This window comes from Marinobacter sp. 1_MG-2023 (assembly GCF_030549045.1).
Taxonomy (GTDB): Bacteria; Pseudomonadota; Gammaproteobacteria; order Pseudomonadales; family Oleiphilaceae; genus Marinobacter.
Map to the genome: position 1 here is coordinate 93,886 of NZ_JAUOST010000008.1, position 22,749 is coordinate 116,634.

A 22,749-nucleotide genomic window follows, 5' to 3' on the forward strand; every position below is an offset into this window, starting at 1 on the left:
CGTCCCACATGCCACGGTGGGGCGGCTATCCTTTAACCGCAGGTTGGTTGTCTTCTCAGTCGAGCGCTTTTACCGGAATCTGCATGGCGTTAGAACTGGGGACACTGGGCACTGCAAGCCCGAGATTATTCTTGTCGAATACCTTGTCTGCCCGGTAGCTGGAACGCACCATGGGGCCGGAAGGCACTTCCATAAAACCTTTTTCAAGGCCAATTTCGCGATACCTGTTGAAGTCTTCCGGTGTTACATATTTCTCGACCGGCAGGTGATTCGGTGTCGGGCGCAAATACTGGCCAAGAGTCAGAATGTCCACTCCGATTGCGCGGAGGTCGTCCATTGTGGCGAGAATTTCCTCTTCGGTCTCGCCCAGGCCCAGCATCAGGCTGGTTTTGGTAAGTACATCGGGTCGATATTGTTTGGCATGGGCCAACACGCTGAGAGTCTTCTGATAGCCGGCGCGAGGGTCCCGCACGCGACGCGTAAGCCGTTCCACGGTTTCTACATTCTGGGCAAACACCTCAAGGCCGGAATCCACCACCTTCTCTACGTTGGACATGACCGCATCAAAGTCGGGCGTCAGCGCTTCCACAGCGACGTCGGGTGTGCGTTGTTTGATCGCTGAGACGCAGGCGGCGTAATGGGCAGCACCACCATCATCCAGATCGTCCCGGTCTACGGAGGTAAGCACGATGTAGCGCAGCCCCATGAGCTCGACAGACTTGGCCGTGTTCTCCGGTTCGTCTTTATCCAGCCATCCGTTCGGGTTGCCCGTATCTACCGCACAGAAGCGACAGGCGCGGGTACATACGGAGCCCATCACCATGATGGTCGCTGTGCCGGCTGTCCAGCACTCGCCTATGTTGGGGCAGTGAGATTCCTGGCATACGGTACTTACCCGGTTATCGGTAACGTTTTTGCGCACCGCTTCGTAGCGTTCGCCACCCGGCATGCGCGCTCGTAGCCAGTTAGGCTTACGTTCAACTTTTACGGGCTCCTGATGCGTCGATCGCTTTACGCCATCCTTGATAGCCGAAAAGCCATGCTCATTGCGGAATTTGGAACCACTGGTGACGCGGGGCTTTGCGCTTTCGCTCATTGCAACCGGACTCTCATCAAGACTATAGGGAACCTTAGAGAATAATGGGGCGGCGGAGCAGTTACAAGGCGGGTAAGGGCAATCACTGGGTGCGGTAAGAGTTACCGGGTGCGACATTCGTCGTACCCGGTTGGGAGCTAGTGGCCAGGAGCAATCAGGCCTGGGCTTTTTCCAGTGCCTGAGTGATGTCGGCAAGTATGTCGTCTACGTGCTCAATCCCGATCGACAGACGCACCAGGTCTTCACTGACACCCGCGTTTTCGAGCTCTTCCGCATTTAACTGGCGGTGAGTAGTGGTTGCCGGGTGGCAGGCCAGAGACTTGGCGTCACCAATATTCACCAGGCGGTAGATCATATCCAGCGCATCGATAAATTTGGCGCCGGCTTCACGTCCGCCCTTAATGCCGAAACTCACGATGCCAGATGCTTTGCCGCCGCAAATCTTGTCGCAAGTGGCTTTGTATGGGCTGTTCGCCAGCGCTGCGTAATTCACCCACGCTACAGCCGGGTGATTCTGCAGGAAGTCGGCCACTTTTTCGGCGTTCTCGCAATGACGCTCCATGCGCAAGCTCAGAGTTTCCAGGCCCTGCATGATCAGGAACGAGTTGAATGGCGAGAGAGCAGAGCCGGTGTTGCGCAGAGGCACAACGCGGCACCGACCGATGAACGCAGCGGCGCCGAGGGCTTCGGTATAAACCACACCATGATAGGACGGGTCTGGCTCGTTCATCATCGGGAACTTGGCACCGTTGGCCTTCCAGTCAAACTTGCCGGAATCGACCACGCACCCGGCTACGGTTGTGCCGTGGCCGCCAATATACTTGGTCAGGGAGTGAATCACGATGTCTGCCCCGTGCTCGAACGGCCGGCAGAGATAGGGCGTGGCGACGGTGTTATCCACGATCAGCGGAATACCGTGCTTGTGTGCGATTTCGGCCCAACGGGCAATATCCACCACGTTACCAGCAGGGTTGCCAATGGATTCGCAGAACAGTGCGCGGGTCTGGTCATCAATAGCGTTATCGATGGCGTCGAAATCGTCGTGGCGGACCATGCGGCACTCAATGCCCTGATTGGGCAGCGAGTGGGCGAACAGATTGTAGGTGCCGCCATAGAGCTGGCTGGTGCTGACAATATTGTTACCAACCCGGCAGATTGTTTGCAGGGCATAGGTAATGGCAGACATGCCGGAGGCAACTGCGAGAGCGCCAACGCCGCCTTCAAGGGCCGTCATGCGCTCTTCAAGGACCGAGTTGGTCGGGTTCATGATCCGGGTATAAATGTTGCCCGCAACCTTCAGGTTGAACAGATCTGCACCGTGCTGGGTGTCGTCAAACGTGTAGGACGTGGTCTGGTAGATCGGTGTGGTAGCTGCCTTGGTAGTCGGGTCGCCTTTGAAGCCGGCGTGGAGGGCGAGCGTCTCGAATTTCATGTTAACTTCCTTGCGAATGGATAGTCGTTGTTATCGGTTTCGGACGTCAGTATGCCATATAGATTTAGCGGGGTTTATAACGGTATGCAATCGAGACATGCCGGAAGGTCATATGTACATGGTGAGGCAAGCTGGTACCGGGTAGTCCTTCGCGGTATGGAGCCTTATTTACGGGCTTCGGGCGCTGGCGATGATGAAGTTTTTTGGGTTGTTTCAGCTGTATCCGGGTCAGGAAAGATCGTGTCGTAACACCAGGTGAACACGAAGGCGTACACCAGATAAAACAGTGCAAATGAAACATCGACCAACAGCGCTTCGAGCAATCCGATGCCCATCCACCAGGCAATAATCGGAAGGAAGGCAATTAACAATCCCAGCTCGAAGCTGAAGGCGTGCAGAATGCGAACCTTGAAGGACTTGCGTGTTGAGCCTGTCAGCTTTTTAAGCGTGTGATCGAAGCCCAGATTGAAGATGTAATTCCATGTCGTGGCCAGGGTGGCGCCGATCAGCCCAAGCACACCGGTCTTTTCGAGGGAAAAGCCGAAGGCGACGGCTGCGAGGGGTACGGAAATCAGCAGCCCGACAACTTCAAAAGAAATCGCTTGCCGGATTCTGTCGCCGGTGGATCTCATCAGAACTCTCCGCAAGGGCAGGGCTTAGCGCCTTTTCGTTGCCCGGAAATAAAAAAAGGCCGCGACCTGAGTCGCGACCTTTTTCGAATACTGGTAGCAAGGGGCGGAGTTGAACCGCCGACCCCAGCATTATGAGTGCTGTGCTCTAACCAACTGAGCTACCTTGCCACTTCGCTTCACCAAAGGAAGCGGCGCGTATCTTATGTACGGAGGACGTAGGTGTCAATAGCTGGCTGGAAAATCTGATCATTTGTCCGTCTTTTTGGTCGGTTCAAGGCCGTATAAGATAATATAAAACAATGATTTGAATGAGATTTTTGATCTGCACAAATTCATCCGGATTTAACATGGTTCTGTCATGAGGTCAGGGGCGTTGTTGCTAATGCCAGAGTTAGACTAACCTGTAGTTGAGTATGACGCAGGGGGGCGTGGAAGTAAGGTGGACAGTCGGGTTGTACAGAGTGCTCAGGAACTTGCTTGGTGTGATGGCGGTGTGCGTGATGCTGCCCGGTTGTATGTCGATGAAAGCGGACCGCGACGTCACCATGTCACAGCAGCTTGATAAAGGAGAGCCCCGGTTTTTACTCTGGAGTACACGTCGGGTCGCATGGCTGGAGCGCGGAGACCCGCAGGGCTATCCAGTATTCTACGCCCACGGCAATCCTGGTTCCCGCCTGGAATTATTGTTTATGGATGCCAAGGCATGGGAATACGGGGTCCGGCTAATTGTTATGGACAGGCCCGGTATAGGCGGGTCCGATTTTGTCTCCAATTATGGGCTGCTGGATTTTGCCAGAGATATCGAAAAGCTGGCGGATGAGAAAGGGATTAAGGGTTTTGGTTTGATGGGCTGGTCGAGCGGCGGTCCACCGGTATTGGCGGCAGCTTACTACCTACCCCAAAGAGTCCGCTTTGCGATCTCCATATCCGGTTACACCAACTTTGGCGAGTACGCTGAGGCACGAGCGCTGATGAGTGAATACGGGCTGCGTGGCCCTGAACTGTCTGAAGAGCATCCCGTGTTGTTCAGACAGGCTCTCAAAGTGGCCCGATGGGCCGATCTGGCTTTGCCGGGAGTCTATATGGCTGTCGCAGAAGGCGAGATGCCCCCATCTGATCAGGCGCTACTTCAGGACAAGGCGCGCTCAGAGCTGTTTGTTCGTAATCAGCAGGAGGCGTTGGCACAAGGTGTGAAGGGGGCTATTCAGGATCTTAAAGTGCAATGGAAGGCCTGGCCTTTTGAATTGGCACAGATCCATGTGCCGGTACATATCTATCAGGGTGAGCGGGATACCTTCGTTCCCGTGGAGTTCGCGCGACACATGGCTCGGGAAATTCCCGACGTTTCGCTGGATATAATGCCGGAAAGCGGGCATCTGCTACCTCTGGATCCGATGTTTCTGGACTATCTTTTCAGAAGGGTTCAGCGTTATATCGCAGGAAATCCGGTCAGCAAGCCTTCCTGAGGATCTCTTCGCACACCTGGTCCTGGGTTTTGTGCTCGCCGTTGACGGTCAGGTCGGCGTAGAGGGTATAGAGCGCGCGCCGCTCGGCGAACAGTTCTTCCATTGTCTGCTCAGGGCGTTTTGAAATGCCTCTGAGGCTGAAGTCGCCAATACGCTGGCACACCGTTGCAAGAGGTATGTCCAGAAAAACAACCACACTGTTGCGCTTGAGATGCTGCATCGCACGTTCGCTGTAAACCGCGCTGCCACCGGTTGCAATGACGTGGCCGGTAACGTCCAGGTTGCACAGCACTTGCTCCTCAACGCTGCGCAAGGCTTCGTAGCCTGCATTATCAACAATGCTCTGTAAGCTGTCGCCGGCCTGTGACTGAATCAAAAGGTCCGTATCGACAAACGCCAGTGCTGCGGCCTTGGCCAGCACAACGCCCACAGTGCTCTTGCCTGAGCCTGGCATACCGATCAATACAATGTTATTCAGTGGAGAGGGCATAGGTGAGGCTTGGCCGCCGTTTAACGAAGTGTTATTGCAAGGCCCCTCCTCAAGATGAAAAGAGGGGCGAGTATGCGTTAAACGTTAAAACGGAAGTGGATGACGTCGCCATCTTCAACGATGTATTCCTTGCCTTCCAGGCGCCATTTTCCTGCTTCTTTAGACCCGGCCTCGCCGTTATATTTCACGAAATCCTCATAACTGATGATTTCCGCACGTATGAAGCCTCGCTCGAAGTCGGTGTGGATAACAGCAGCGGCTTGAGGTGCAGTGGCACCGATTTTAACGGTCCAGGCCCGCACTTCTTTTACTCCGGCAGTGAAGTAGGTCTGCAGATCCAGCAATCTGTAGCCGGCGCGGATAACGCGATCAAGCCCTGGTTCATCCATGCCCATTTCGCTCAGGAACATGCTTTTTTCATCATCTTCCAGCTCGGAAATCTCAGACTCGATTTTGTTACAAATAGGAACGACAACCGCGTTCTCGCTTTCCGCAATCTCACGCACGGTATCCAGGTACGGGTTGTTTTCGAAACCATCCTCGCTCACGTTGGCGATGTACATGGTTGGTTTGATGGTCAGCAGGCACAGTTCGCGGATCAGTTGCAATTCGTCTTTATCCAACCCCATGCCGCGCACGGGCTTGCCTTCGTTCAGCACGGGCAACAAGCGCTCAAAGATCTCGATCTGGGCTTTGGCTTCTTTATCGCCACCCTTGGCAATCCGCTGAACACGCTTGATGGCTTTCTCAACGGTATCCATGTCGGCCAGTGCAAGCTCCGTATTGATGATTTCAATATCGGCCGCCGGATCTATCTTGTTGGCAACGTGAATAACGTTGGGGTCGTCAAAGCAGCGCACTACGTGTGCGATAGCTTCGGTCTGGCGAATATTGGCGAGAAACTGATTGCCCAGGCCTTCGCCCTTGGATGCGCCTGCGACAAGGCCGGCGATATCGACAAATTCCATGGTCGTGGGCACGGTGCGCTGCGGTTTTACAATTTCCGCCAGTTTATCCAGCCGGGGGTCTGGCATGGCAACCACGCCTGCGTTCGGTTCGATGGTGCAGAACGGGAAATTTTCCGCGCCAATGCCTGCTTTGGTCAGTGCGTTGAACAGGGTAGATTTGCCGACGTTAGGAAGGCCGACGATGCCGCAGTTAAAACCCATGGAATGCCTCTGCTGGTACGAGAAAATTTGGCGGGATTATACCGGTGTCGGGCAGTGTGTGCGAGTAAGGGATATTCAGGGGGCTGAAGAGCTGAGCGTTTCGCTGTGGAGGTTCAGGCAATGTCCGGCTTGAAACTGTGTAAACGATTCATTGCAGTGGCCAGCTTTCCGGAAGCTGCGTCGGGCAGCACACGCATAGTTTCGTTGAATACTGCGTTCAGGTCTTCGGTTTCCCGTTTGCCAAGGCGGCCTAATACGTAGCCTGTTACCTTGCGGCTATCCCCGGGATGTCCGATGCCAATGCGCAAACGCTGAAATTCGTTGGTGCCCAGGTGTGCAATGGTGTCTCGCAAGCCGTTATGTCCACCGTGTCCTCCGCCTTTTTTCAGCTTGGCGGTGCCGGGGGGCAGGTCGAGTTCGTCGTGAGCGATGAGTATCTGACTTGGGGGGATCTTGAAAAAGTCCGCGAGAGCTTTTACGGACAAGCCGCTGCGGTTCATAAAAGTAGCGGGGTTCAGCAGGTGAAGCTCAAGGCCTTGCCACTGAATGCGGGCATAGTGCCCGTGATATTTCTTTTCGGGGCGGAGCGACTGGCCCGCATCGCGGGCCAGTGCTTCGACGAAGAGGGCGCCGGCATTATGGCGGGTATTCTCGTAGTCCGGACCGGGGTTACCCAATCCAACCACCATGACAATATCCTGTGCCATCTGCCAACGCCTCCGGAGTAATTACTCCTTGTCTTCGCCTTCTTCGCTTTCACCTTCGGCTTCGTCTTCAGCTTCGTCAGTCTTGACGCCTTTTGGCTTGTTGATGGATACAACAGCCTGGTCGTGCTCTGAGTCGTGCTGGAGAGCCGGGATACGAACGCCTTCTGGCAGTTTCAGATCGCTCAGGTGGACAACCTGGTCCATCTCAACGTCTGCCAGATCAAGCTCGATGAACTCGGGCAGGTTCTGGGGCAGACAGGCGACTTCAATCTCGGTCATCAGACGGAATGCAACGCCGCCGAAGGTCTTGATTGCCGGAGCTACATCTTCGTTCAGCAGGTGCAGAGGAACCTGAACAACGATTTCGTGATCCTTGTCTACGCGCTGGAAGTCAGCGTGAGTCAGCAGCAGTTTGTACGGGTGCCGCTGAAGATCCTTCATGATTACGCTTTCTTTCTTACCATTCAGTTCGATGGTCAGAATGTGCGAGAAGAAGGCTTCGTTTTCCAGAGCTTTTTTCAGCTCGTTGTGCCAGATGGAAATCGGAGTAGCTTCCTTGTTACCACCGTAAATGATGGCTGGAATTTTACGCTCTTCGCGACGCAGGCGGCGGCTCGCACCTCTCCCCTTGTCGTCACGAGGAAATGCTTCAATAACAAAGTCCTGAGACATGGTTTGTACCTCAATCGTCACCTGAACTGCCCGCGACCAGGCGTTGGGACAGGTGATGTTTTCGAAAAGCCGGATTTTTCCGGCTGACTAAAAGAGTCGGGAGCCTGATTAGGCTCCCGACTCGGTAACTTTCTTGTATCTGCTGTAACCTGTTGTTTTCCCGAGTGTTGCGGCTTTTAGCCTACTCAGACATTCTCAAACAGGGCGCTTATGGATTCTTCGTTGCTAACGCGACGAATAGATTCCGCAAGCAGTCCAGCCATACTGAGGGGGCGGATTCTATCACAGTTTCTGGCTTTGTCACTCAGTGGAATGGTGTCACAGACCACCAATTCGTCCAGGTCGGAGGCCTCGATGTTTTCGATAGCCGGGCCGGAAAGCACAGGGTGAGTGATATAGGCCACTACCCGGGATGCGCCACGCTCTTTAAGAGCATTCGCCGCTTTGCACAAAGTGCCGGCGGTATCCACGATGTCGTCAACCAGGATGCAGGTCTTGCCGTCTACATCACCAATGATGTGCATAACCTGAGAGACGTTCGCCTTCGGGCGGCGCTTATCAATGATGGCCAGGTCGGCATCATCCAGTCGCTTGGCCACGGCGCGGGCACGCACAACACCGCCCACATCCGGTGAGACCACGACAAAGTTCTCAAAACGCTGCCTTTCTATGTCTTCAAGCAGTACCGGTGTGGCGTAGATGTTATCAACCGGTACGTCGAAAAAGCCCTGAATCTGGTCGGCATGAAGGTCTACGGTCAGTACACGGTCAACGCCAATGCTGGAGATCATGTCGGCAACAATTTTGGCGCTGATGGCAACCCGGCTGGAGCGCACACGGCGATCCTGGCGAGCGTAGCCATAATACGGAATGACTGCTGTGATGCGTGATGCGGAAGCGCGACGCAGGGCGTCAGCCATCACGATCAGTTCCATAAGGTTGTCATTCGTGGGGTAGCACGTGGGTTGGATGATGAATACATCGTGTCCGCGTACGTTTTCATTAATCTCAACGGTGGTTTCGCCATCACTGAAGCTGCCTACAGTGGCTTCTCCCATGGGGATGTGGAGTTTTTTGGCGATAGCGTGGGCAAGCTCTGGATTGGCATTGCCTGCGAAAATCATCAGTTTGGACACGACGGGACCCTTCTCATTTTCGGCGGTTGAGTCAGAAGAAGCGGGAGAAAGTTGGCTGGGGTGGCAGGATTCGAACCTGCGCATGACGGGATCAAAACCCGTTGCCTTACCACTTGGCGACACCCCAGTATCGTGCTTTTTTGGCATCATTCCAGCTCTGTCAGCTTTTGGTGAAGAGGTGATACGTTCACCCCTTTAGCTACGAACCCGGTGATGCCGGAGGGTTTGCTTTCCCAGATAATCCGGGCTGCGGATTCTGTAGGGAAACGTCCAAATATGCAAGCCCCGGTTCCGGTTAATCTTGCAGGTCCGAATTTTGTGAGCCATTCCATGCTCTGATTGACTTCAGGATACAGCCTTCTGACTACATCTTCACAGTCGTTTCGGTACCTCGAGGCGTCTCCCTCAAAAGCGGGCGCTATTTTGATTCTCGGGGTGTTCCTTGTCAACCCTTGCGCTGAAAATATCTTTCCTGTGTTGATGTTACAGGCAGGTTTCAGCACCACAAACCAGTCTTCTGGTGGGAACGCGGGGGTTAGTTTTTCGCCAACCCCTTCGCCAAAAGCAGCGTGGCCGCGTACGAAAATCGGCACGTCAGCGCCAAGAGCCAGCCCTGTCTCTGCGAGTTCATCCAACCCTAGTCCGAGCTTCCAGAGATGATTGAGCCCAAGCAGGGTTGTCGCCGCATTGGAGCTTCCGCCGCCCAGACCGCCACCCATGGGTAGGCGCTTTTCGATGGCTATGCTTACCCCTGGTAGCTCTCCTGATGCCTTTTCTGCAAGAGCATGCGCAGCTTTCATGATCAGGTTGTCTTCATCAGGGACGCCCGGAACCGGGTTCTCCAGCCGCACGCCGGTTTGCGCAGGGCTCAGGCTCAGTGTGATGTCATCACCGTAGTCCAGGAACTGAAACAGCGTTTGAAGCTCGTGGTAGCCATCCGGGCGCCTGCCAACGATGTGCAGAAAGAGGTTCAGTTTGGCGGGCGAGGGTAAGGTAATGCTGGTTGTCACGGCGTCAGGTCCTGCCAACTGCTCACCACCACACGCACCCGTTTATCCTCTTTAAGTGCAGTAATCCGTGCAGGCAGAGCAGGGGTGTTGCCTTCCAGCGCATGCCAGCGGTCGTAGCGGATTTCCCAGCCAGCCTGGCGAATCAGGGTCAATTCACCACGGTCGTTAAACAGCAGTCGGAAGTCACCGCCAGGTGCCGGGAGGCCGCGTATCCACCAGGTCATGCTCTCCAGGGGGAGTTGCCAGCCAGTGGCCGCTTGCATCAGCGCGTCCGGGTCGCCGGAACTGTAGTTGTCACCATTCGGAAGTGTAAGTTCAATGAACCCAGGCACACCTTTAAGGTTTGTACTGCCCATCCCGAGAAACGATGACGATAAGGCGAGGTCGTATGCCTCGCCCTCTTGTATCCAGTGGTTGATGATGGCGGTGCCGCTGTCCGAAGGCTGGCGCACAGCCAGTTTTCCTGATAATTGCCAGTGATCAAACTGGCTGAGCCTTACTGAGCGATCCTGCCAGTCGGCGGGCGGCTGATCTGTCATGCCATCCGGCAGAGGTTCAAGCTGGATGGTGGTGCAGGCGCTAAGCCCTGCAATCAGCAATAAGGCTGCCCAGGAGCGAATGAGCCGCCCCATCACTGGTCACCATTGCCGGTCAGCCGCTCAATCGTTTCGCGTAATATGGTGTGATCCGAATCCTGCTCAAGCCCTTCCTTCCAGATAATCTGCGCCTGCTCCTCTGCGCCGCTCATCCACAAAGCTTCACCGTAATGGGCAGCGACCTCCGGATCGGGGTAGGCAGCCCACGCGCGGGACAGATAATCCAGCGCGGGCTCGATCTGGCCTTCCTGAAACAGAATCCACCCCATGCTGTCGAGAATGGCAGGGTTGTTCGGGTCCAGCGTTAGCGCCTTTTCGATGTAGCCGCGGGCTTCCTTAAGCCGCTCGGTGCGGATTGCGAGAATGTATCCCAAGGCGTTAAGCGCCACGGCATTTTCGGGGTCGTTTGCAATAATTTGTTTGAGGTCTTCTTCGGCTTTGCCTGGCTGCTCCATAGTGTCGAAAAGCATAGCCCTCGCATAACGCAGTTGTATGTTCTCGGGGAAGTCTTCAAGTGCATTGGAGCCAACCTCGAGCGCCTCTTGATTCAGCCCCTGATCGAGCAGCAGGTTTACCTCAAGCAGCCAGAAATTTTCTGCTGCCTCAGGGTTGGCATCCCGCAGGGAGCGAATATTTTCAAGTGCTTCGTCGAGCCTGCCTTCCGTCGCCAGCAAGGTGCTGGCCCGGGCCAGGGATGGCAGATAGTAGTTGCCCTGTTCCACGCTTTGATAGTACCCGATGGCCTGTTCAGTATTACCAGCTTCATCTTCAATTCGCCCGAGATAATAGCTGGCTTCGCTGGTGTGATGGCCTTGCTCTGTGAGTTGTGTAAGTTCTTCTTTCGCTAGTTCCGGTTGCCCATTTTCGAGCGCAACAAGGGCGTGCGAAAGCCTCAGGCTGGGGTTGTCCGGGTAACGTTGCACCAGACGGTTGAATTCATCCTGAGCGGCCTGCAGTTCACCTTCACTGATGAGCATGCGACCGTACAGAGTGCCCATCTGCCGGTTTGCCGGGAACCGTCGGGTATTTATCAATAGGTGGTCGAGGGCTTCGACCGTTTGCCCGGCCTGATACAGAAGGTCGCCTTTGAGGATAATGGCAGGCTGGAAATTGGGCTTGTTTGCCAGCAGAGGTTCCAGGCGACGAAGGGCGGCTTCAGGTTGGCCGGTGATTTTCAGCAACAAGGCGATGCTGTATTCCAGTTCCGGTGTGTCCGGGTGGCGACTTGCCATCTCTTCATACAGCCCCAGCAACTCCACCTGCTGTTCCGGAGGAAGGTTTGCTGCCATGGCAGCAAGACTGTCAAAATCTGCGTCGCCGCCCTGGTCCAGAATCTGCTCCATGTAGCCCAGCGCAGCTTCGAGGTCATTGCGTTTTACGGATTGAATGGCCGAAACCCTCAGCGCCTGGAGGTTGCCGGGGTCCACGTCGAGCCATAACTCTGCCAGCTGCTTCTGGGCGTTGTCGCCATTGAGCGACTGGGCAATACGCATGGCGCGCTCAATAACATTCTTGTCCCGGGACTGCTGCGCGGCTCGGAGGTAGTTGACCAGCGTGACGTCATACCTGCCCCGCTGTGCTGCAATTTCAGCTGAGAGGAGAAGATAAAGGGTTTCCGGCTCAAAATCAGCGTATTCGACGGGCGGCTCGCTGCTTGCTTGCCCGATACCTTCCTGTTCGTTCTTGGGGGTTGTATCGTCGAGGGCGGTTGTGTCCCCCGAACCGGTTATACTGGCGCAACCTGCCAGTGAGAGGGCGAACAGGCAGGTAACCAAAAGCAGTGCGGATTTGTGCATGCAACTTCCCGTGATTTGTCGACTACGCATCTTGAATAACCCGGGATCTCTCGTTTTATTGAGCTGAGTCGGGGACCGGTTCCCTATAATGGCATAAGCTCCTGTTCTTGCCCAACCTGTCCGCACTTCCCGAAGCACTGGCTGTTTGGGGTGGCAGCTGAAGGCTCTGGCGGCTAAAATGCCTGCAAAATGGCGCTTGTTTACACAGCTCACCGTTAAAGGATTGTATAACCATTAAATGGCACTGCTAACGCTGGGAATCAACCATCGCACCGCCCCTGTTGAGTTACGGGAGCGAGTTGCCTTTACGCCTGAGCGTATGTCCGAGGCGTTTTCTGAGCTGCGTGCGGCTTCTGGCGCCACTGAGGCGGCCATTCTTTCTACCTGTAATCGCACTGAACTCTACCTGGCGGGCGATGACGACTGCGCGCCGTTGGTGTTGCGCTGGCTGGCAGGCTTCCACGATCTGGAGGCAGCCGAGCTCGAAGAAGTGCTCTATATTCATCGCGATGCAGATGCGGTGCGGCACATGATGCGGGTTGCCGCCGGGCTGGATTCCATGGTTTTGGGTGAGCCCCAGATATTCGGCCAGCTGAAGGATGCCTATGCTCTGGCCCGGGAACACGGCGGGAGTGGATCCTTCTTGTCCCGCATGTTTGAGCAAACCTTCTCCGTTGCCAAACGCGTTCGAACACAGACCGCCATTGGCGAGAATCCGGTTTCTGTGGCTTATGCCGCCGTGAGCATGGCCCATCGTATTTTTGCGGATATGTCGAAGAATAAGGCGCTGCTGATTGGCGCAGGCAAAACCATCGAATTGGTTGCACGCCACCTTGCCGATGCCGGCGTAAAGGATTTCATTGTTGCTAACCGCACCCTGGAACGCGCTCAGGCGCTGGCAGAATCCAGAGGCGGCCGGGGTATCACCCTATCGGAGATTCCGGATTATCTTGCGGATGTCGATATCATTATTTCATCCACTGCCAGCCCACTGCCTATTCTTGGCAAGGGCGCGGTTGAGCGTTCGCTTAAAAAACGCAAGCACCGGCCGTTTTTCATGGTAGATATTGCTGTGCCCAGGGATATTGAGCCCGAAGTGGCTTCCCTGGCGGATGTTTATCTCTATACCGTTGATGATTTGCGCCAGGTGATCGAAGAAAATCTTCGTACCCGCGAGGGCGCGGCCCGTGAAGCGGAAAATCTCATAACTGCCGGTGTGCAGGAGTTCCTCAGCCAGCTCCGCGCACTGGATGCGGTTTCTACGCTGAAACAGTTCCGGCAGCGTGCGGAAGTGTTGCGAGATCTGGAAACCGAAAAAGCCCTGCGCGCATTGCGTAATGGCGGCGATCCCGAAACAGCGTTGCGCAGCCTGGCGCGAGGCCTTACAAACAAACTCCTGCATGAGCCTTCGATACAGGTTCGCAAGGCCACCACCGAAGGGCGCGCCGAGGTGACTGAATGGCTCAGAGAGCTGCATCAGCTTGATGTGTTGGACGCAGACGCGACGACCACCCCGGAAAAACTATGAAACCATCGATACAGTCCCGCCTCGAGCAACTAATTGAACGCTACGAGGAGGTGAGCGCTTTGCTCAGCGATCCGGCAACCATCGCCCAACAGGACAAGTTTCGGGAATTGTCCCGGGAGTATTCCGAGATTGAGCCGGTGGTGCAGTGCTTCAAATCGTGGAAACAATCGCTGGAGGATGTCAGCGAGGCAAAGGAGCTGGCCAAAGACGGCGATGCGGACATGCGCGAAATGGCCGCAGAAGAACTCGAAATTGCTGAGCAGAAAACCGAAGAGCTGGATGAAGAACTGCAGCGCCTGATGCTGCCAAAAGACCCCAATGACGGCAAAAACGTGTTCCTGGAAATCCGTGCGGGGACCGGTGGTGATGAAGCCGCCATTTTTGCCGGAGATCTTTTTCGCATGTACAGCCGCTATGCTGAGCGCAGGCGCTGGCAGGTCGAAGTACTGAGTGAGAACGAGGGCGAGCACGGTGGTTTCAAAGAAGTGATTGCCCGCGTTGCGGGTGACGCTGTTTACGGTGCGCTGAAATTTGAATCCGGCGCACACCGGGTACAAAGGGTGCCCGAAACCGAATCTCAGGGTCGTATTCACACCTCTGCCTGTACCGTTGCCGTTATGCCAGAAGCCGATGAGGCCGAAGCAATCGAGATCAACAAAGCCGACTTGCGCGTGGATACGTTCCGTTCCTCGGGTGCGGGTGGCCAGCACGTTAACAAAACCGACTCCGCCATCCGGATTACCCACCTGCCAACCGGTATTGTGGTGGAGTGTCAGGAAGAGCGCTCGCAGCATAAAAACCGGGCCAAAGCCATGAGCTTTCTGGCCTCCAGGCTACAGAATGTTGAAACTGAGCGGCAGCAGAAAACCATGGCCGAAACCCGCAAAAGCCTTGTGGGCAGCGGCGATCGCTCTGAACGTATCCGCACTTATAACTTCCCTCAGGGCCGGGTAACGGACCATCGGATCAATCTCACCCTTTACAAGCTTGATGATGTGATTGCGGGTGATCTGGATGCCGTGGTTGTGCCGCTTCAGCAAGAGCATCAGGCGGAGCTTCTGGCCACGCTTTCTGATGACGAGTAAATCCTCACTTACCTGCGGCGAGTTACTGGACCGTGCAGTGTCCCGGATTGCCGGTGATACTGCCCGGCTCGATGCCGAGTTGCTTCTTGCCCAGGTAACCGGCCTGAGCCGCTCTGGCTTCCGGGCTTTTCCCGAGCGCGAAGTGAGTGCTCCGCTGGCGACAGAATTTGAAGACCTTGTAGAAAAGCGTGTGCAGGGGATGCCAGTCGCCTACCTGTTAGGTCATCAGGAGTTCTGGTCACTTCCGTTCAAAGTCAGCAACAGCACTCTTATTCCACGCCCGGATACCGAATGTCTGGTGGAGCAGGCACTGGATTTGCCGTTGCCCGACAATGCCCGAGTTGTTGATCTTGGTACTGGTACCGGGGCCATCGCTCTGGCACTGGCCAGCGAGCGGCCTGGCTGGGTAATCAGCGCCTGTGACCTGATGGACGATGCGGTGGCATTGGCTCAGGCAAATGCCAGCCAGCTGGAGTTGCAGGTGGACGTTTTTCAAAGCCGCTGGTTTGCCGGGTTGCCCGCTGGCCGTTTTGACCTGATTGTCTCCAATCCACCTTACATCGCTTCAGGCGACCATCACCTCGGCGAAGGCGATGTTCGCTTTGAGCCGGCCACTGCGCTGGTATCCGGAGCGGATGGACTTGATGATATCCGCCTGATTGTGAGTGAAGCGCCTGACTGGTTGAATGCAGAAGGATGGCTGCTTCTGGAGCACGGATTTGATCAGGCCGACGCTGTTCGAGGGCTGCTCACCACCCGAGGGTTTGCTATGGTGGAAAGCCGGAAAGACTACGGCGGTAACGACCGCATGACCCTGGGGCAGTGGCCCCGAAAAGGAGCCCTCCATGCTCAATGATGAAGAACTCCTGCGCTTCAGTCGCCAGATTTTGATGCCGCGTTTTGATATCGCCGGCCAGGAAGCTTTGAAATCCGCCCGAGTACTGGTGGTCGGCGCCGGCGGCCTGGGCTGCCCGGTTGCGCTTTATCTGGGTGCAGCGGGAGTTGGCCACATAACACTGGTAGATGATGACGTTATTGAACTGGCCAACCTGCAGCGGCAGATAGCGTTTGAGACGGCCCAGATTGGTCAATCCAAAGCAGAAACCCTGGCTGCCCGGGTGCGCAGTATCAATCCGGCAGTGTCCATTTCTGTGGTTAACCGTCGCCTTGAGCAGGACGACTTTGCTCGGGAAGTTGCCGAGGCCAGTCTTGCTTTAGATTGTTCCGATAATTTCGCCACCCGGTTTGCGCTGAACCGCGCCTGTGTAGCTGCGGGCGTTCCGCTCGTTTCAGGCGCAGCCATCCGGGGTGAGGGCCAGCTCAGCGTCTACGACAGCCGTGATCCCGAATCCCCGTGTTACCACTGTTTATATCCAGAACAAGGCAATGAAGACCTGACCTGTTCTGAGGCAGGCGTGATCGCGCCGCTTGTTGGTATGATCGGTTCTGCCCAGGCCATGGAGGCTATCAAGGTGATTTCCGGCGTAGGCAAGCCACTTGTGGGCCGGTTGCTGATTCTGGATGCCTGGGAAATGCAGTGGCGTGAAATGAAGCTTACAAAAGACCCCGATTGTCCGGTTTGTGGCTCGAAACAGTAACAGCCTGGCCGAAGCGGGTGCGGGAGGGGACCCTCCAAAACACGCTGTGAATACGTCCGTGTACGCTCGGCTCCGCCATCCATGGCTCCGCACGGTTTTGGAAGCTCCCCTCCCACGCCCGCTTCTACACTGTTCGTCAGTCTAGTCTTTTAGTGCCTGGAACTTCGCGATTGCCTCTTTTCTGCTCTCTTTCAAATCAACAATAGGCCGGGGATACCCGCCAGGAATAACGCCGCCTTTTGACGGATCGTGAATGCGCTTGTTATCCAGCTTCGCCAACTCAGGTACCCACTCGCGGATAAACTCGCCCTTTGGATCAAAACGCTCGCTCTGGGTAACCGGGTTGAACACCCGAAAGTAAGGCGCTGAGTCTGTGCCGGTCGATGCGCTCCACTGCCAGCCGCCGTTGTTGGAGGCCAGGAAGCCGTCCACCAGTTTTGACATAAAATAAGCCTCTCCCAGCCGCCAGTCGATAAACAGATTTTTCGTCAGAAACATCGCCGTGACCATACGCAAACGGTTGTGCATCCAGCCGGTCTGGTTGAGCTGGCGCATGGCGGCGTCTACCAGAGGGATGCCGGTTTTGCCGGCTTTCCACGCCTCGAAATGCTCATCTGGATCATTCCATTGTAACGCTTCGGTTTCGGGCTTGAAGGCGCGGTGCATGCTCACCCGAGGGCAGTGGTAAAGGGTATGGATATAGAAATCCCGCCAGGCGATCTCATTAACCCAGGTAACCAGGCCTTCCTGGTTGCCCCCCATTCCCTGTGCTTGGCGCGCTGCAATCAGGCACTGTCGGCCGGAGAGTACGCCGTTTGCCAGGTAAGGGGAGAGCTGACTGGTGCCATCAAAAGCAGGGAAGTCTCTGCGTTCCTTGTAGGTGCCACCATGCTCGCTGAGGAAGTGCTCCAGCTGTGAGTGAGCAGCATCCTCACCGGTTTCTACCAGAGCTGGCGGGGCATCTTCAAAGCCTTCAGGAATGTTTGTAATACGTTCAGGCTGAATGGCCTTGCCCTGGGGTTCAGGTACCGGGTATAGCGTGGGATGGGTTTCATCAATCCAGGCACGCCAGCGACGGGAAAAGGGTGTAAACACGGAATAGGGTTCGCCCTGGCCGGTCAGTATTTCACCTACAGGCGCTACCGTCTGGTCGCGGTACTTGCGGGTAGTGATACCCAGTTCATCAAAGCGCTGCTTCACAGTCTTGTCGCGTTTGCGCTCGTTGATGCCATACTCTTCATTGAAGTGTAGCGTGCTGACACTGTGTTCCCGGCAATGGCTTTCAAGGGCGTTGATGCTGTCACTGAAACGTTCAGCCTCGATAAACGTAAGCGGTATACCGAGCTCTGCCAATTGCTCAGCCAGAGCGTTGGCGTGGGCAACAACGAACTGAACCCGCGCCGGTGACCAGTCGTGCTCCTGCCATTGCGCGGGCGTCAGAATGAAACAGGCTCGAACGCCTGTGTTACCCCTCGCTGCTCGGGATTCTTTGCAGGCGGCGGTGAGGGCGGCGTTGTCGGCTATTCGCAGGTCGTTTCTGAACCATACCAGTTGCGTCATAGTCTGTTCCGTATCGGTTTCCGGCTTTGAATGTAAGGGTAATTACATCGCACTGAGGCAATAAAATCACATAGTTGGATATTCGCCCGGGGTCGCTGATTGGATTATAGTTGTTCCAACTTTACCTGCAGTATTCGTCGGAGATTTACAGCGTTTATGGATACTGAAACCGAAAGCCGGTGTGACGGTGAATGGGCTCAACCCTATCAGCTTTTGTCTGGCCAAACCCAGCACCATAGGCTTGGGCATGTTCGGTTGTGGGTCACCCTACTGGATAAAGAATGGCAAGTGCGCACGGAAACCCGGGAGCCGGAAACCGACCCAGTGGGCTGGACCGAGTCCATAGGCCATCACCTGCCACATACAAGCGCATCTTTGCAGCGCTTTATCCGGGAGGGCGATTCGTCAACGGTTACTTTCGTACCGGCGGTGGCTAACCTTCCGACGGTCATTCGTCCTTATCACCCATTGACCATTCCCGGCGGTGCCCGCTGTACCATCTACGTGGGAACGGTTGTCTGGATGAAAGTCTGTGTCGGGCAGAGTCAGACGCTTCTCACCGAAATTCCCCTAGAGGTTCCTTCTCTTACCTGGGTGGGGCGAAACACCATGGAAGGCGAGCTGTGCTATGCGTCGTCAAACTTTGGCCGGCTAGTGCTGGAGGCAGTGCCAAAGCGGCCATGGCGGGCGGTGACACCGGTCACGATTATTAATCGCAGGACCGAGCCCCTGATGTTGGAACGCTTCAGCCTGCCCACGCCACTGCTGTCGCTACACCGGAGTGAGCGCGGGGAGCTCTGGACACCGGGTGTGGTGGTAGAAGTAGCAACCGATATGAGTTCAGCAAGCCTGCATGTTGATGAGGGCTTACTCAAGTCTGCGGGTCCATGCCAGCAAGTGGCGCCGGCCCGGGAAAGAGCCAGCAGAGGGCGCCTGGTGCGAGCCATCGACCGGGTGTTTGGTTAATGCATATTCTGCGGAGTAATCATTGTGGCTGAAGGGCTGAAAACGGGTGCGATGAATTTCTTTTCCGGCGTAGCCTGGGGGCAGTGGATCAGTACTGGCTTTTTGTTGGTGCTTGGCATAGTCCTCGCCTCGCTGGCTGCGCGCAGTGTGACAAAGGTGATGGCCAGTCGCAGTTCCCGGCATCACACCGTTATGGTCCGGCGGCTGGTGTTTTACGTCATCTTTTTACTGTTTGGCGTGGCGGCGCTCAGGGAAGCCGGGTTTTCGCTGGACGTCGTGTTGGGCGCGGCCGGTATTCTTACCGTCGCCATAGGTTTTGCGTCGCAGACGTCTGCCTCGAATATGATCAGTGGCCTCTTCCTGCTTGTCGAAAAACCGTTTGAAATCGGTGACTTCATTGAAGTGGAAGCCATCATGGGGGAAGTGGTCGGAATCGATATGCTCAGCGTAAAGCTACGCACCCGAGACAACCTGTACGTGCGCATTCCCAACGAAACCCTGATCAAAACGCCGGTTGTTAACCGTTCACGCTTTCCGATTCGTAGAATCGACCTTCAGGTTGGGATTGCCTATGCTGAAGATGCAGAGAAAGTAGAGGAGCTGTTGCTGGAGCTGGCAGAAAAGAACCCCATCTGCCTGGAAGAGCCTAAAGCCTTGGTGCTGGTAACTGCATTCGGCCCTTCTTCAGTGGATTTGCAGTTTTCCTTCTGGGTCCCGAAAGACAGGGTGCTTGAAGGTAAGAGCGGTATGTTGGTTGCCATAAAGAAAACTCTGGATAAAGCGGGTATAGAAATACCTTTCCCGCATACCAGTATTTATGCCGGTAGTCATTCCGAGCCCTTCCGCGTGCAGCTGATGGGGCCGGAAAAAGCCATTGAAAAGGAACCGTTGGATGTCGACAAAGACAGCTGAAGCCATCAAAACTGTAGAGCCGACCCCTGCTGACAACAAACTCAGCCTGGGCTGGCGGGAGTGGGTGGCACTGCCTGATCTGGATATCAGCCGTATCAAGGCAAAGGTGGATACGGGCGCACGTACCTCCTGCCTGCATACGTTTCGCACGGAGCCCTACACACAGGATGGCGAACGCCGGGTCCGGTTCTGGGTTCATCCGGTTCAGAATGATATGCATCAGGTAGTGGAGTGTGATGCCCGTGTTCTTGATGAGCGTGATGTATCAGACTCCGGTGGCCACAAGGAATTGCGGTTGGTAATCGAGACGACTCTGGTGCTTGGCGACCAGAGCTGGCCCGTTGAAATGACCCTGACAAACCGGGATACCATGCGGTTTCGCATGCTGATCGGGCGTACCGCGATGGCGGGCCGCACGATGGTTTATCCCGAAGCATCCTATCTCGCCGGGGAACCGGCTTTAAGGTCTGAAAAATGAAGATTGCAGTTCTATCCCGAAACCGGCATTTGTACTCTACCCGCCGCCTGGTGGAAGAGGGTATCAACCGTGGTCATCAAGTGAAGGTTATCGACTGCCTGCACTGCTCCATGAACATTACATCGGCCAATCCGCGGATTCACTACCACGAAGAAGTGCTGGAAGACTTCGACGTTGTGATTCCCCGTATCGGTGCCTCCGTTACCTTCTATGGCACAGCGGTTCTGCGCCAGTTTGAAATGATGGGAACCTTTCCGGTGAACGAATCGGTTGCGATCACGCGTTCACGGGACAAATTGCGCTCCTTGCAGTTGCTCGCCCGTAAAGGCGTCGGCATGCCCATAACCGGCTTTGCCAACAAGCCGGATAACGTACCGGAACTGCTGAAAATGGTGGGCGGTGCCCCGGTTGTTATCAAGTTGCTCCAAGGCACCCAGGGCATTGGCGTGGTGCTGGCGGAAACCCGCACGGCGGCTGAAAGTGTGATTGAGGCTTTCATGGGCCTTAAAGCGGATATTCTTGTGCAGGAATTCATCAAGGAAGCCGGTGGCGCGGATATCCGGTGTTTTGTTATCGGTGACAAAGTCATTGCTGCCATGAAGCGCCAGGGTGCCGAGGGTGAGTTCCGCTCCAATTTGCATCGCGGCGGCAGCGCCTCTCTGGTGCGTATTACACCGGAAGAGCGAAAAACAGCCGTTACCGCAGCCAAGTCCATGGGGCTCAATGTGGCGGGTGTCGATTTGCTGCGCTCCAGCCGTGGCCCATTGGTGATGGAAGTAAATTCCTCGCCCGGCCTGGAAGGGATTGAAAACGCCACGGGTAAAAACGTGGCGGGTATGATTGTGAACTGGATTGAAAAGAATCAGGCGCCCTGGCGCACCAAAACCAAAGGCAGAGGATAATCGATGGCGCGCGCGCCCTTTGAAATGGCCGGTGTGAAAGTTCAGGCGGGCACCCGGCAAACCATAGAAATCCCGGTCGCAAAGTTGTACACCCACACACCTTTGCACGTACCTGTGGAAATTGTGCACGGGCGCCGGGATGGCCCCGTTCTGATGGTGTGCGGAGCCATACACGGTGATGAAATTGCAGGCGTGGAAATTGTTCGCCGTGTGCTTACCAATTCGGCGCTTCGCCATCTGCGCGGCACTCTGGTAGCAGTGCCTATCGTGAATATCTTCGGGTTTGTACACCGCACACGTTATCTGCCAGACAGGCGCGACCTGAACCGCTGCTTTCCTGGCAGTGAGAGAGGTTCGCTTGGCGGGCGCATTGCGTACCTTTTGCGCACGCAGATTATGGAGCACGTAACGCACATCATCGATTTGCACACGGGTGCCATTCACCGCTTCAACCTGCCTCAGGTACGGGCTGAACTCAAAAACCCCGAAACCGCCCGCATGGCGGAAGCTTTTGGAGCACCGGTCATTATCGATGCAGGCCTGCGGGAGGGCAGTTTGCGTGCCTACGCAGATTCCCTGGATATTCCTGTCATTACTTACGAGGGCGGTGAAGCACTTCGTTTTGATGATGTTGTAATCGGCAGTGGTGCTAAAGGTGTGATGCGTGTCATGCGGGAACTGGAAATGGTTCCTCCACGCAAGGGCCGTAGCACAACGAAAAAACGTTCAGAAATCGCTGCCAGCTCGCAGTGGGTGAGGGCAGAGATCGATGGCATCATGCGCCCCGTTGCGCAGCTCGGGCAAAAAGTACGTAAGGGCCAGAAACTCGCTATGGTAGCTGACCCCTTCGGCGAGTCTGAAACGGCGATTATGTCACCCTGCTCGGGCATTGTTATTTGTGTGAACAACCTGCCGCTGGTTAATGAAGGTGAGGCGATCTATCACATCGCCCGGTTTGACGAACTGAACGAAGCCGAGAAAGCCATGGACTATTTCCGTAGTTCTTTCGAGGCGGAAGTAAGCGAAGCCGTTGTACCCATGCACCCCTGGGACGAATTGCAGAAATAAACCACAGGAGCCTTCATGATCTGGGATCAGACGTTTATTGACCTGGCACCCCTGCCAAGAGGATTTCATCTGGTAAGCAATGAAATTCTTGCCCAGGCGCCGGACATGACCAACTGCGAAGTGGGGCTGCTGCATCTGTTTATCCAGCACACCTCCGCTTCACTGGCGGTTAATGAGAACGCAGACCCGGACGTGCGCGGTGATCTTGAACGCCACTTTAACGTGATGGTGCCCGAGCGGGCACCGCACTATGAGCATGTGATGGAAGGGCCGGACGACATGCCGGCCCATATCAAGAGCATTCTTATAGGCCCATCGCTCACCCTGCCAGTGAACCATGGGCGCCTGGCGCTAGGGACATGGCAGGGCATCTATCTGTGCGAACACCGGGATAGCGCCGATGGCCGCCGCATAGTCGCTACGCTGCAAGGGCGCTGGTAAGCGCCAGGC

Annotated in this window: 23 protein-coding genes and 2 tRNA genes; 11 read left to right on the top strand and 14 right to left on the bottom strand. The window is 55.6% G+C overall.

From position 1 onward, the window contains the following. Nucleotides 1–55: 55 nt before the first annotated feature. From lipA to Q4606_RS16660, 4 genes are all read right to left on the bottom strand, one after another. Nucleotides 56–1,096 (bottom strand): lipoyl synthase, encoded by a 1,041-nt coding sequence (lipA, locus tag Q4606_RS16645; RefSeq protein ID WP_303594166.1) that lies wholly within the window; start codon nt 1,094–1,096, stop codon nt 56–58. A gap of 154 nt (nt 1,097–1,250) precedes the next feature. After that, on the bottom strand, nt 1,251–2,528 hold the full coding sequence (locus Q4606_RS16650) for an O-acetylhomoserine aminocarboxypropyltransferase/cysteine synthase family protein (protein ID WP_303608170.1): 1,278 nt from the start codon (nt 2,526–2,528) through the stop codon (nt 1,251–1,253). A gap of 164 nt (nt 2,529–2,692) precedes the next feature. Continuing rightward, nucleotides 2,693–3,160 (bottom strand): PACE efflux transporter, encoded by a 468-nt coding sequence (locus Q4606_RS16655; protein WP_303608171.1) that lies wholly within the window; start codon nt 3,158–3,160, stop codon nt 2,693–2,695. A gap of 91 nt (nt 3,161–3,251) precedes the next feature. Continuing rightward, nucleotides 3,252–3,328: transfer RNA gene (locus Q4606_RS16660), tRNA-Met, on the bottom strand. A gap of 293 nt (nt 3,329–3,621) precedes the next feature. Here Q4606_RS16660 and Q4606_RS16665 point away from each other — a divergent pair. Next, nucleotides 3,622–4,626: an alpha/beta fold hydrolase gene (locus Q4606_RS16665; RefSeq protein ID WP_303608172.1), complete on the top strand. Its 1,005-nt coding sequence runs from the start codon at nt 3,622–3,624 to the stop codon at nt 4,624–4,626. Here Q4606_RS16665 and Q4606_RS16670 read toward each other — a convergent pair. The 9 genes from Q4606_RS16670 to Q4606_RS16710 form a co-directional block, all read right to left on the bottom strand. Continuing rightward, the gene (locus tag Q4606_RS16670) at nt 4,610–5,116 is read right to left on the bottom strand and encodes a shikimate kinase (RefSeq protein ID WP_303608173.1); all 507 of its coding nucleotides are present in this window, start codon (nt 5,114–5,116) and stop codon (nt 4,610–4,612) included. The genes Q4606_RS16665 and Q4606_RS16670 overlap by 17 nt on opposite strands. A 77-nt stretch (nt 5,117–5,193) precedes the next feature. Then, on the bottom strand, nt 5,194–6,285 hold the full coding sequence (gene ychF / locus Q4606_RS16675; protein WP_303594160.1) for a redox-regulated ATPase YchF: 1,092 nt from the start codon (nt 6,283–6,285) through the stop codon (nt 5,194–5,196). A 113-nt stretch (nt 6,286–6,398) separates the two neighbouring features. Next, a complete protein-coding gene (gene pth / locus Q4606_RS16680; protein WP_303608174.1) occupies nt 6,399–6,992 on the bottom strand; it encodes an aminoacyl-tRNA hydrolase in 594 nt (197 codons plus the stop codon). A gap of 21 nt (nt 6,993–7,013) precedes the next feature. Continuing rightward, nucleotides 7,014–7,664: a 50S ribosomal protein L25/general stress protein Ctc gene (locus Q4606_RS16685; protein WP_303594157.1), complete on the bottom strand. Its 651-nt coding sequence runs from the start codon at nt 7,662–7,664 to the stop codon at nt 7,014–7,016. 185 nt (nt 7,665–7,849) lie between these two features. Beyond that, a complete protein-coding gene (locus Q4606_RS16690) occupies nt 7,850–8,800 on the bottom strand; it encodes a ribose-phosphate diphosphokinase (RefSeq protein ID WP_303594156.1) in 951 nt (316 codons plus the stop codon). 52 nt (nt 8,801–8,852) lie between these two features. Next, a tRNA-Gln gene (locus Q4606_RS16695) sits at nt 8,853–8,927 on the bottom strand. Nucleotides 8,928–8,946: 19 nt separating this feature from the next. Next, nucleotides 8,947–9,810: a 4-(cytidine 5'-diphospho)-2-C-methyl-D-erythritol kinase gene (gene ispE, locus Q4606_RS16700; protein WP_303608175.1), complete on the bottom strand. Its 864-nt coding sequence runs from the start codon at nt 9,808–9,810 to the stop codon at nt 8,947–8,949. Beyond that, the gene (gene lolB, locus Q4606_RS16705; RefSeq protein WP_303594152.1) at nt 9,807–10,442 is read right to left on the bottom strand and encodes a lipoprotein insertase outer membrane protein LolB; all 636 of its coding nucleotides are present in this window, start codon (nt 10,440–10,442) and stop codon (nt 9,807–9,809) included. Before lolB ends, ispE begins: the two co-directional genes overlap by 4 nt. Next, nucleotides 10,442–12,202, bottom strand: a complete 1,761-nt coding sequence (locus Q4606_RS16710; RefSeq protein WP_303608176.1) for a tetratricopeptide repeat protein — start codon at nt 12,200–12,202, stop codon at nt 10,442–10,444. The genes lolB and Q4606_RS16710 overlap by 1 nt, the downstream gene beginning before the upstream one ends. A 238-nt stretch (nt 12,203–12,440) precedes the next feature. Here Q4606_RS16710 and hemA point away from each other — a divergent pair, with 238 nt between their 5' ends. The 4 genes from hemA to Q4606_RS16730 are packed head-to-tail and all read left to right on the top strand — an operon-like array spanning nt 12,441 to nt 16,413. Continuing rightward, on the top strand, nt 12,441–13,730 hold the full coding sequence (gene hemA / locus Q4606_RS16715; RefSeq protein ID WP_303594147.1) for a glutamyl-tRNA reductase: 1,290 nt from the start codon (nt 12,441–12,443) through the stop codon (nt 13,728–13,730). Beyond that, nucleotides 13,727–14,815, top strand: coding sequence for a peptide chain release factor 1 (gene prfA / locus Q4606_RS16720; protein WP_303608177.1), 1,089 nt, complete (start codon nt 13,727–13,729; stop codon nt 14,813–14,815). The genes hemA and prfA overlap by 4 nt, the downstream gene beginning before the upstream one ends. Continuing rightward, complete coding sequence (prmC, locus tag Q4606_RS16725; protein ID WP_303608178.1) at nt 14,805–15,671, top strand: peptide chain release factor N(5)-glutamine methyltransferase; 867 nt, start codon at nt 14,805–14,807, stop codon at nt 15,669–15,671. Before prfA ends, prmC begins: the two co-directional genes overlap by 11 nt. After that, entirely contained in the window at nt 15,661–16,413 is a 753-nt protein-coding gene (locus tag Q4606_RS16730) for a molybdopterin-synthase adenylyltransferase MoeB (protein WP_303608179.1), read from the top strand. The genes prmC and Q4606_RS16730 overlap by 11 nt, the downstream gene beginning before the upstream one ends. Before the next feature lie 141 nt (nt 16,414–16,554). Here the strand turns inward: Q4606_RS16730 and phrB are convergent, their stop codons facing one another. Further along, a complete protein-coding gene (gene phrB / locus Q4606_RS16735; protein WP_303608180.1) occupies nt 16,555–17,973 on the bottom strand; it encodes a deoxyribodipyrimidine photo-lyase in 1,419 nt (472 codons plus the stop codon). A gap of 156 nt (nt 17,974–18,129) precedes the next feature. On the opposite strand from phrB, the gene Q4606_RS16740 reads away from it, so the two are divergent. From Q4606_RS16740 to Q4606_RS16765, 6 genes are read left to right on the top strand one after another with little or no spacing between them, the layout of a single operon-like run. Then, complete coding sequence (locus Q4606_RS16740; RefSeq protein WP_303608181.1) at nt 18,130–18,939, top strand: hypothetical protein; 810 nt, start codon at nt 18,130–18,132, stop codon at nt 18,937–18,939. A 51-nt stretch (nt 18,940–18,990) separates the two neighbouring features. Next, nucleotides 18,991–19,851: a mechanosensitive ion channel family protein gene (locus Q4606_RS16745; protein ID WP_303594359.1), complete on the top strand. Its 861-nt coding sequence runs from the start codon at nt 18,991–18,993 to the stop codon at nt 19,849–19,851. After that, nucleotides 19,832–20,329 carry an ATP-dependent zinc protease gene (locus tag Q4606_RS16750; protein ID WP_303594138.1) on the top strand — a complete coding sequence of 166 codons (498 nt, stop codon included), beginning with the start codon at nt 19,832–19,834 and terminating at the stop codon, nt 20,327–20,329. Before Q4606_RS16745 ends, Q4606_RS16750 begins: the two co-directional genes overlap by 20 nt. Then, nucleotides 20,326–21,231 (top strand): 30S ribosomal protein S6--L-glutamate ligase, encoded by a 906-nt coding sequence (gene rimK / locus Q4606_RS16755; RefSeq protein ID WP_303594137.1) that lies wholly within the window; start codon nt 20,326–20,328, stop codon nt 21,229–21,231. The genes Q4606_RS16750 and rimK overlap by 4 nt, the downstream gene beginning before the upstream one ends. Nucleotides 21,232–21,234: 3 nt before the next feature. Continuing rightward, nucleotides 21,235–22,299 carry a succinylglutamate desuccinylase/aspartoacylase family protein gene (locus Q4606_RS16760; protein ID WP_303608182.1) on the top strand — a complete coding sequence of 355 codons (1,065 nt, stop codon included), beginning with the start codon at nt 21,235–21,237 and terminating at the stop codon, nt 22,297–22,299. A 15-nt stretch (nt 22,300–22,314) separates the two neighbouring features. Beyond that, nucleotides 22,315–22,740: a secondary thiamine-phosphate synthase enzyme YjbQ gene (locus Q4606_RS16765; protein WP_303608183.1), complete on the top strand. Its 426-nt coding sequence runs from the start codon at nt 22,315–22,317 to the stop codon at nt 22,738–22,740. Nucleotides 22,741–22,749: the final 9 nt, after the last annotated feature.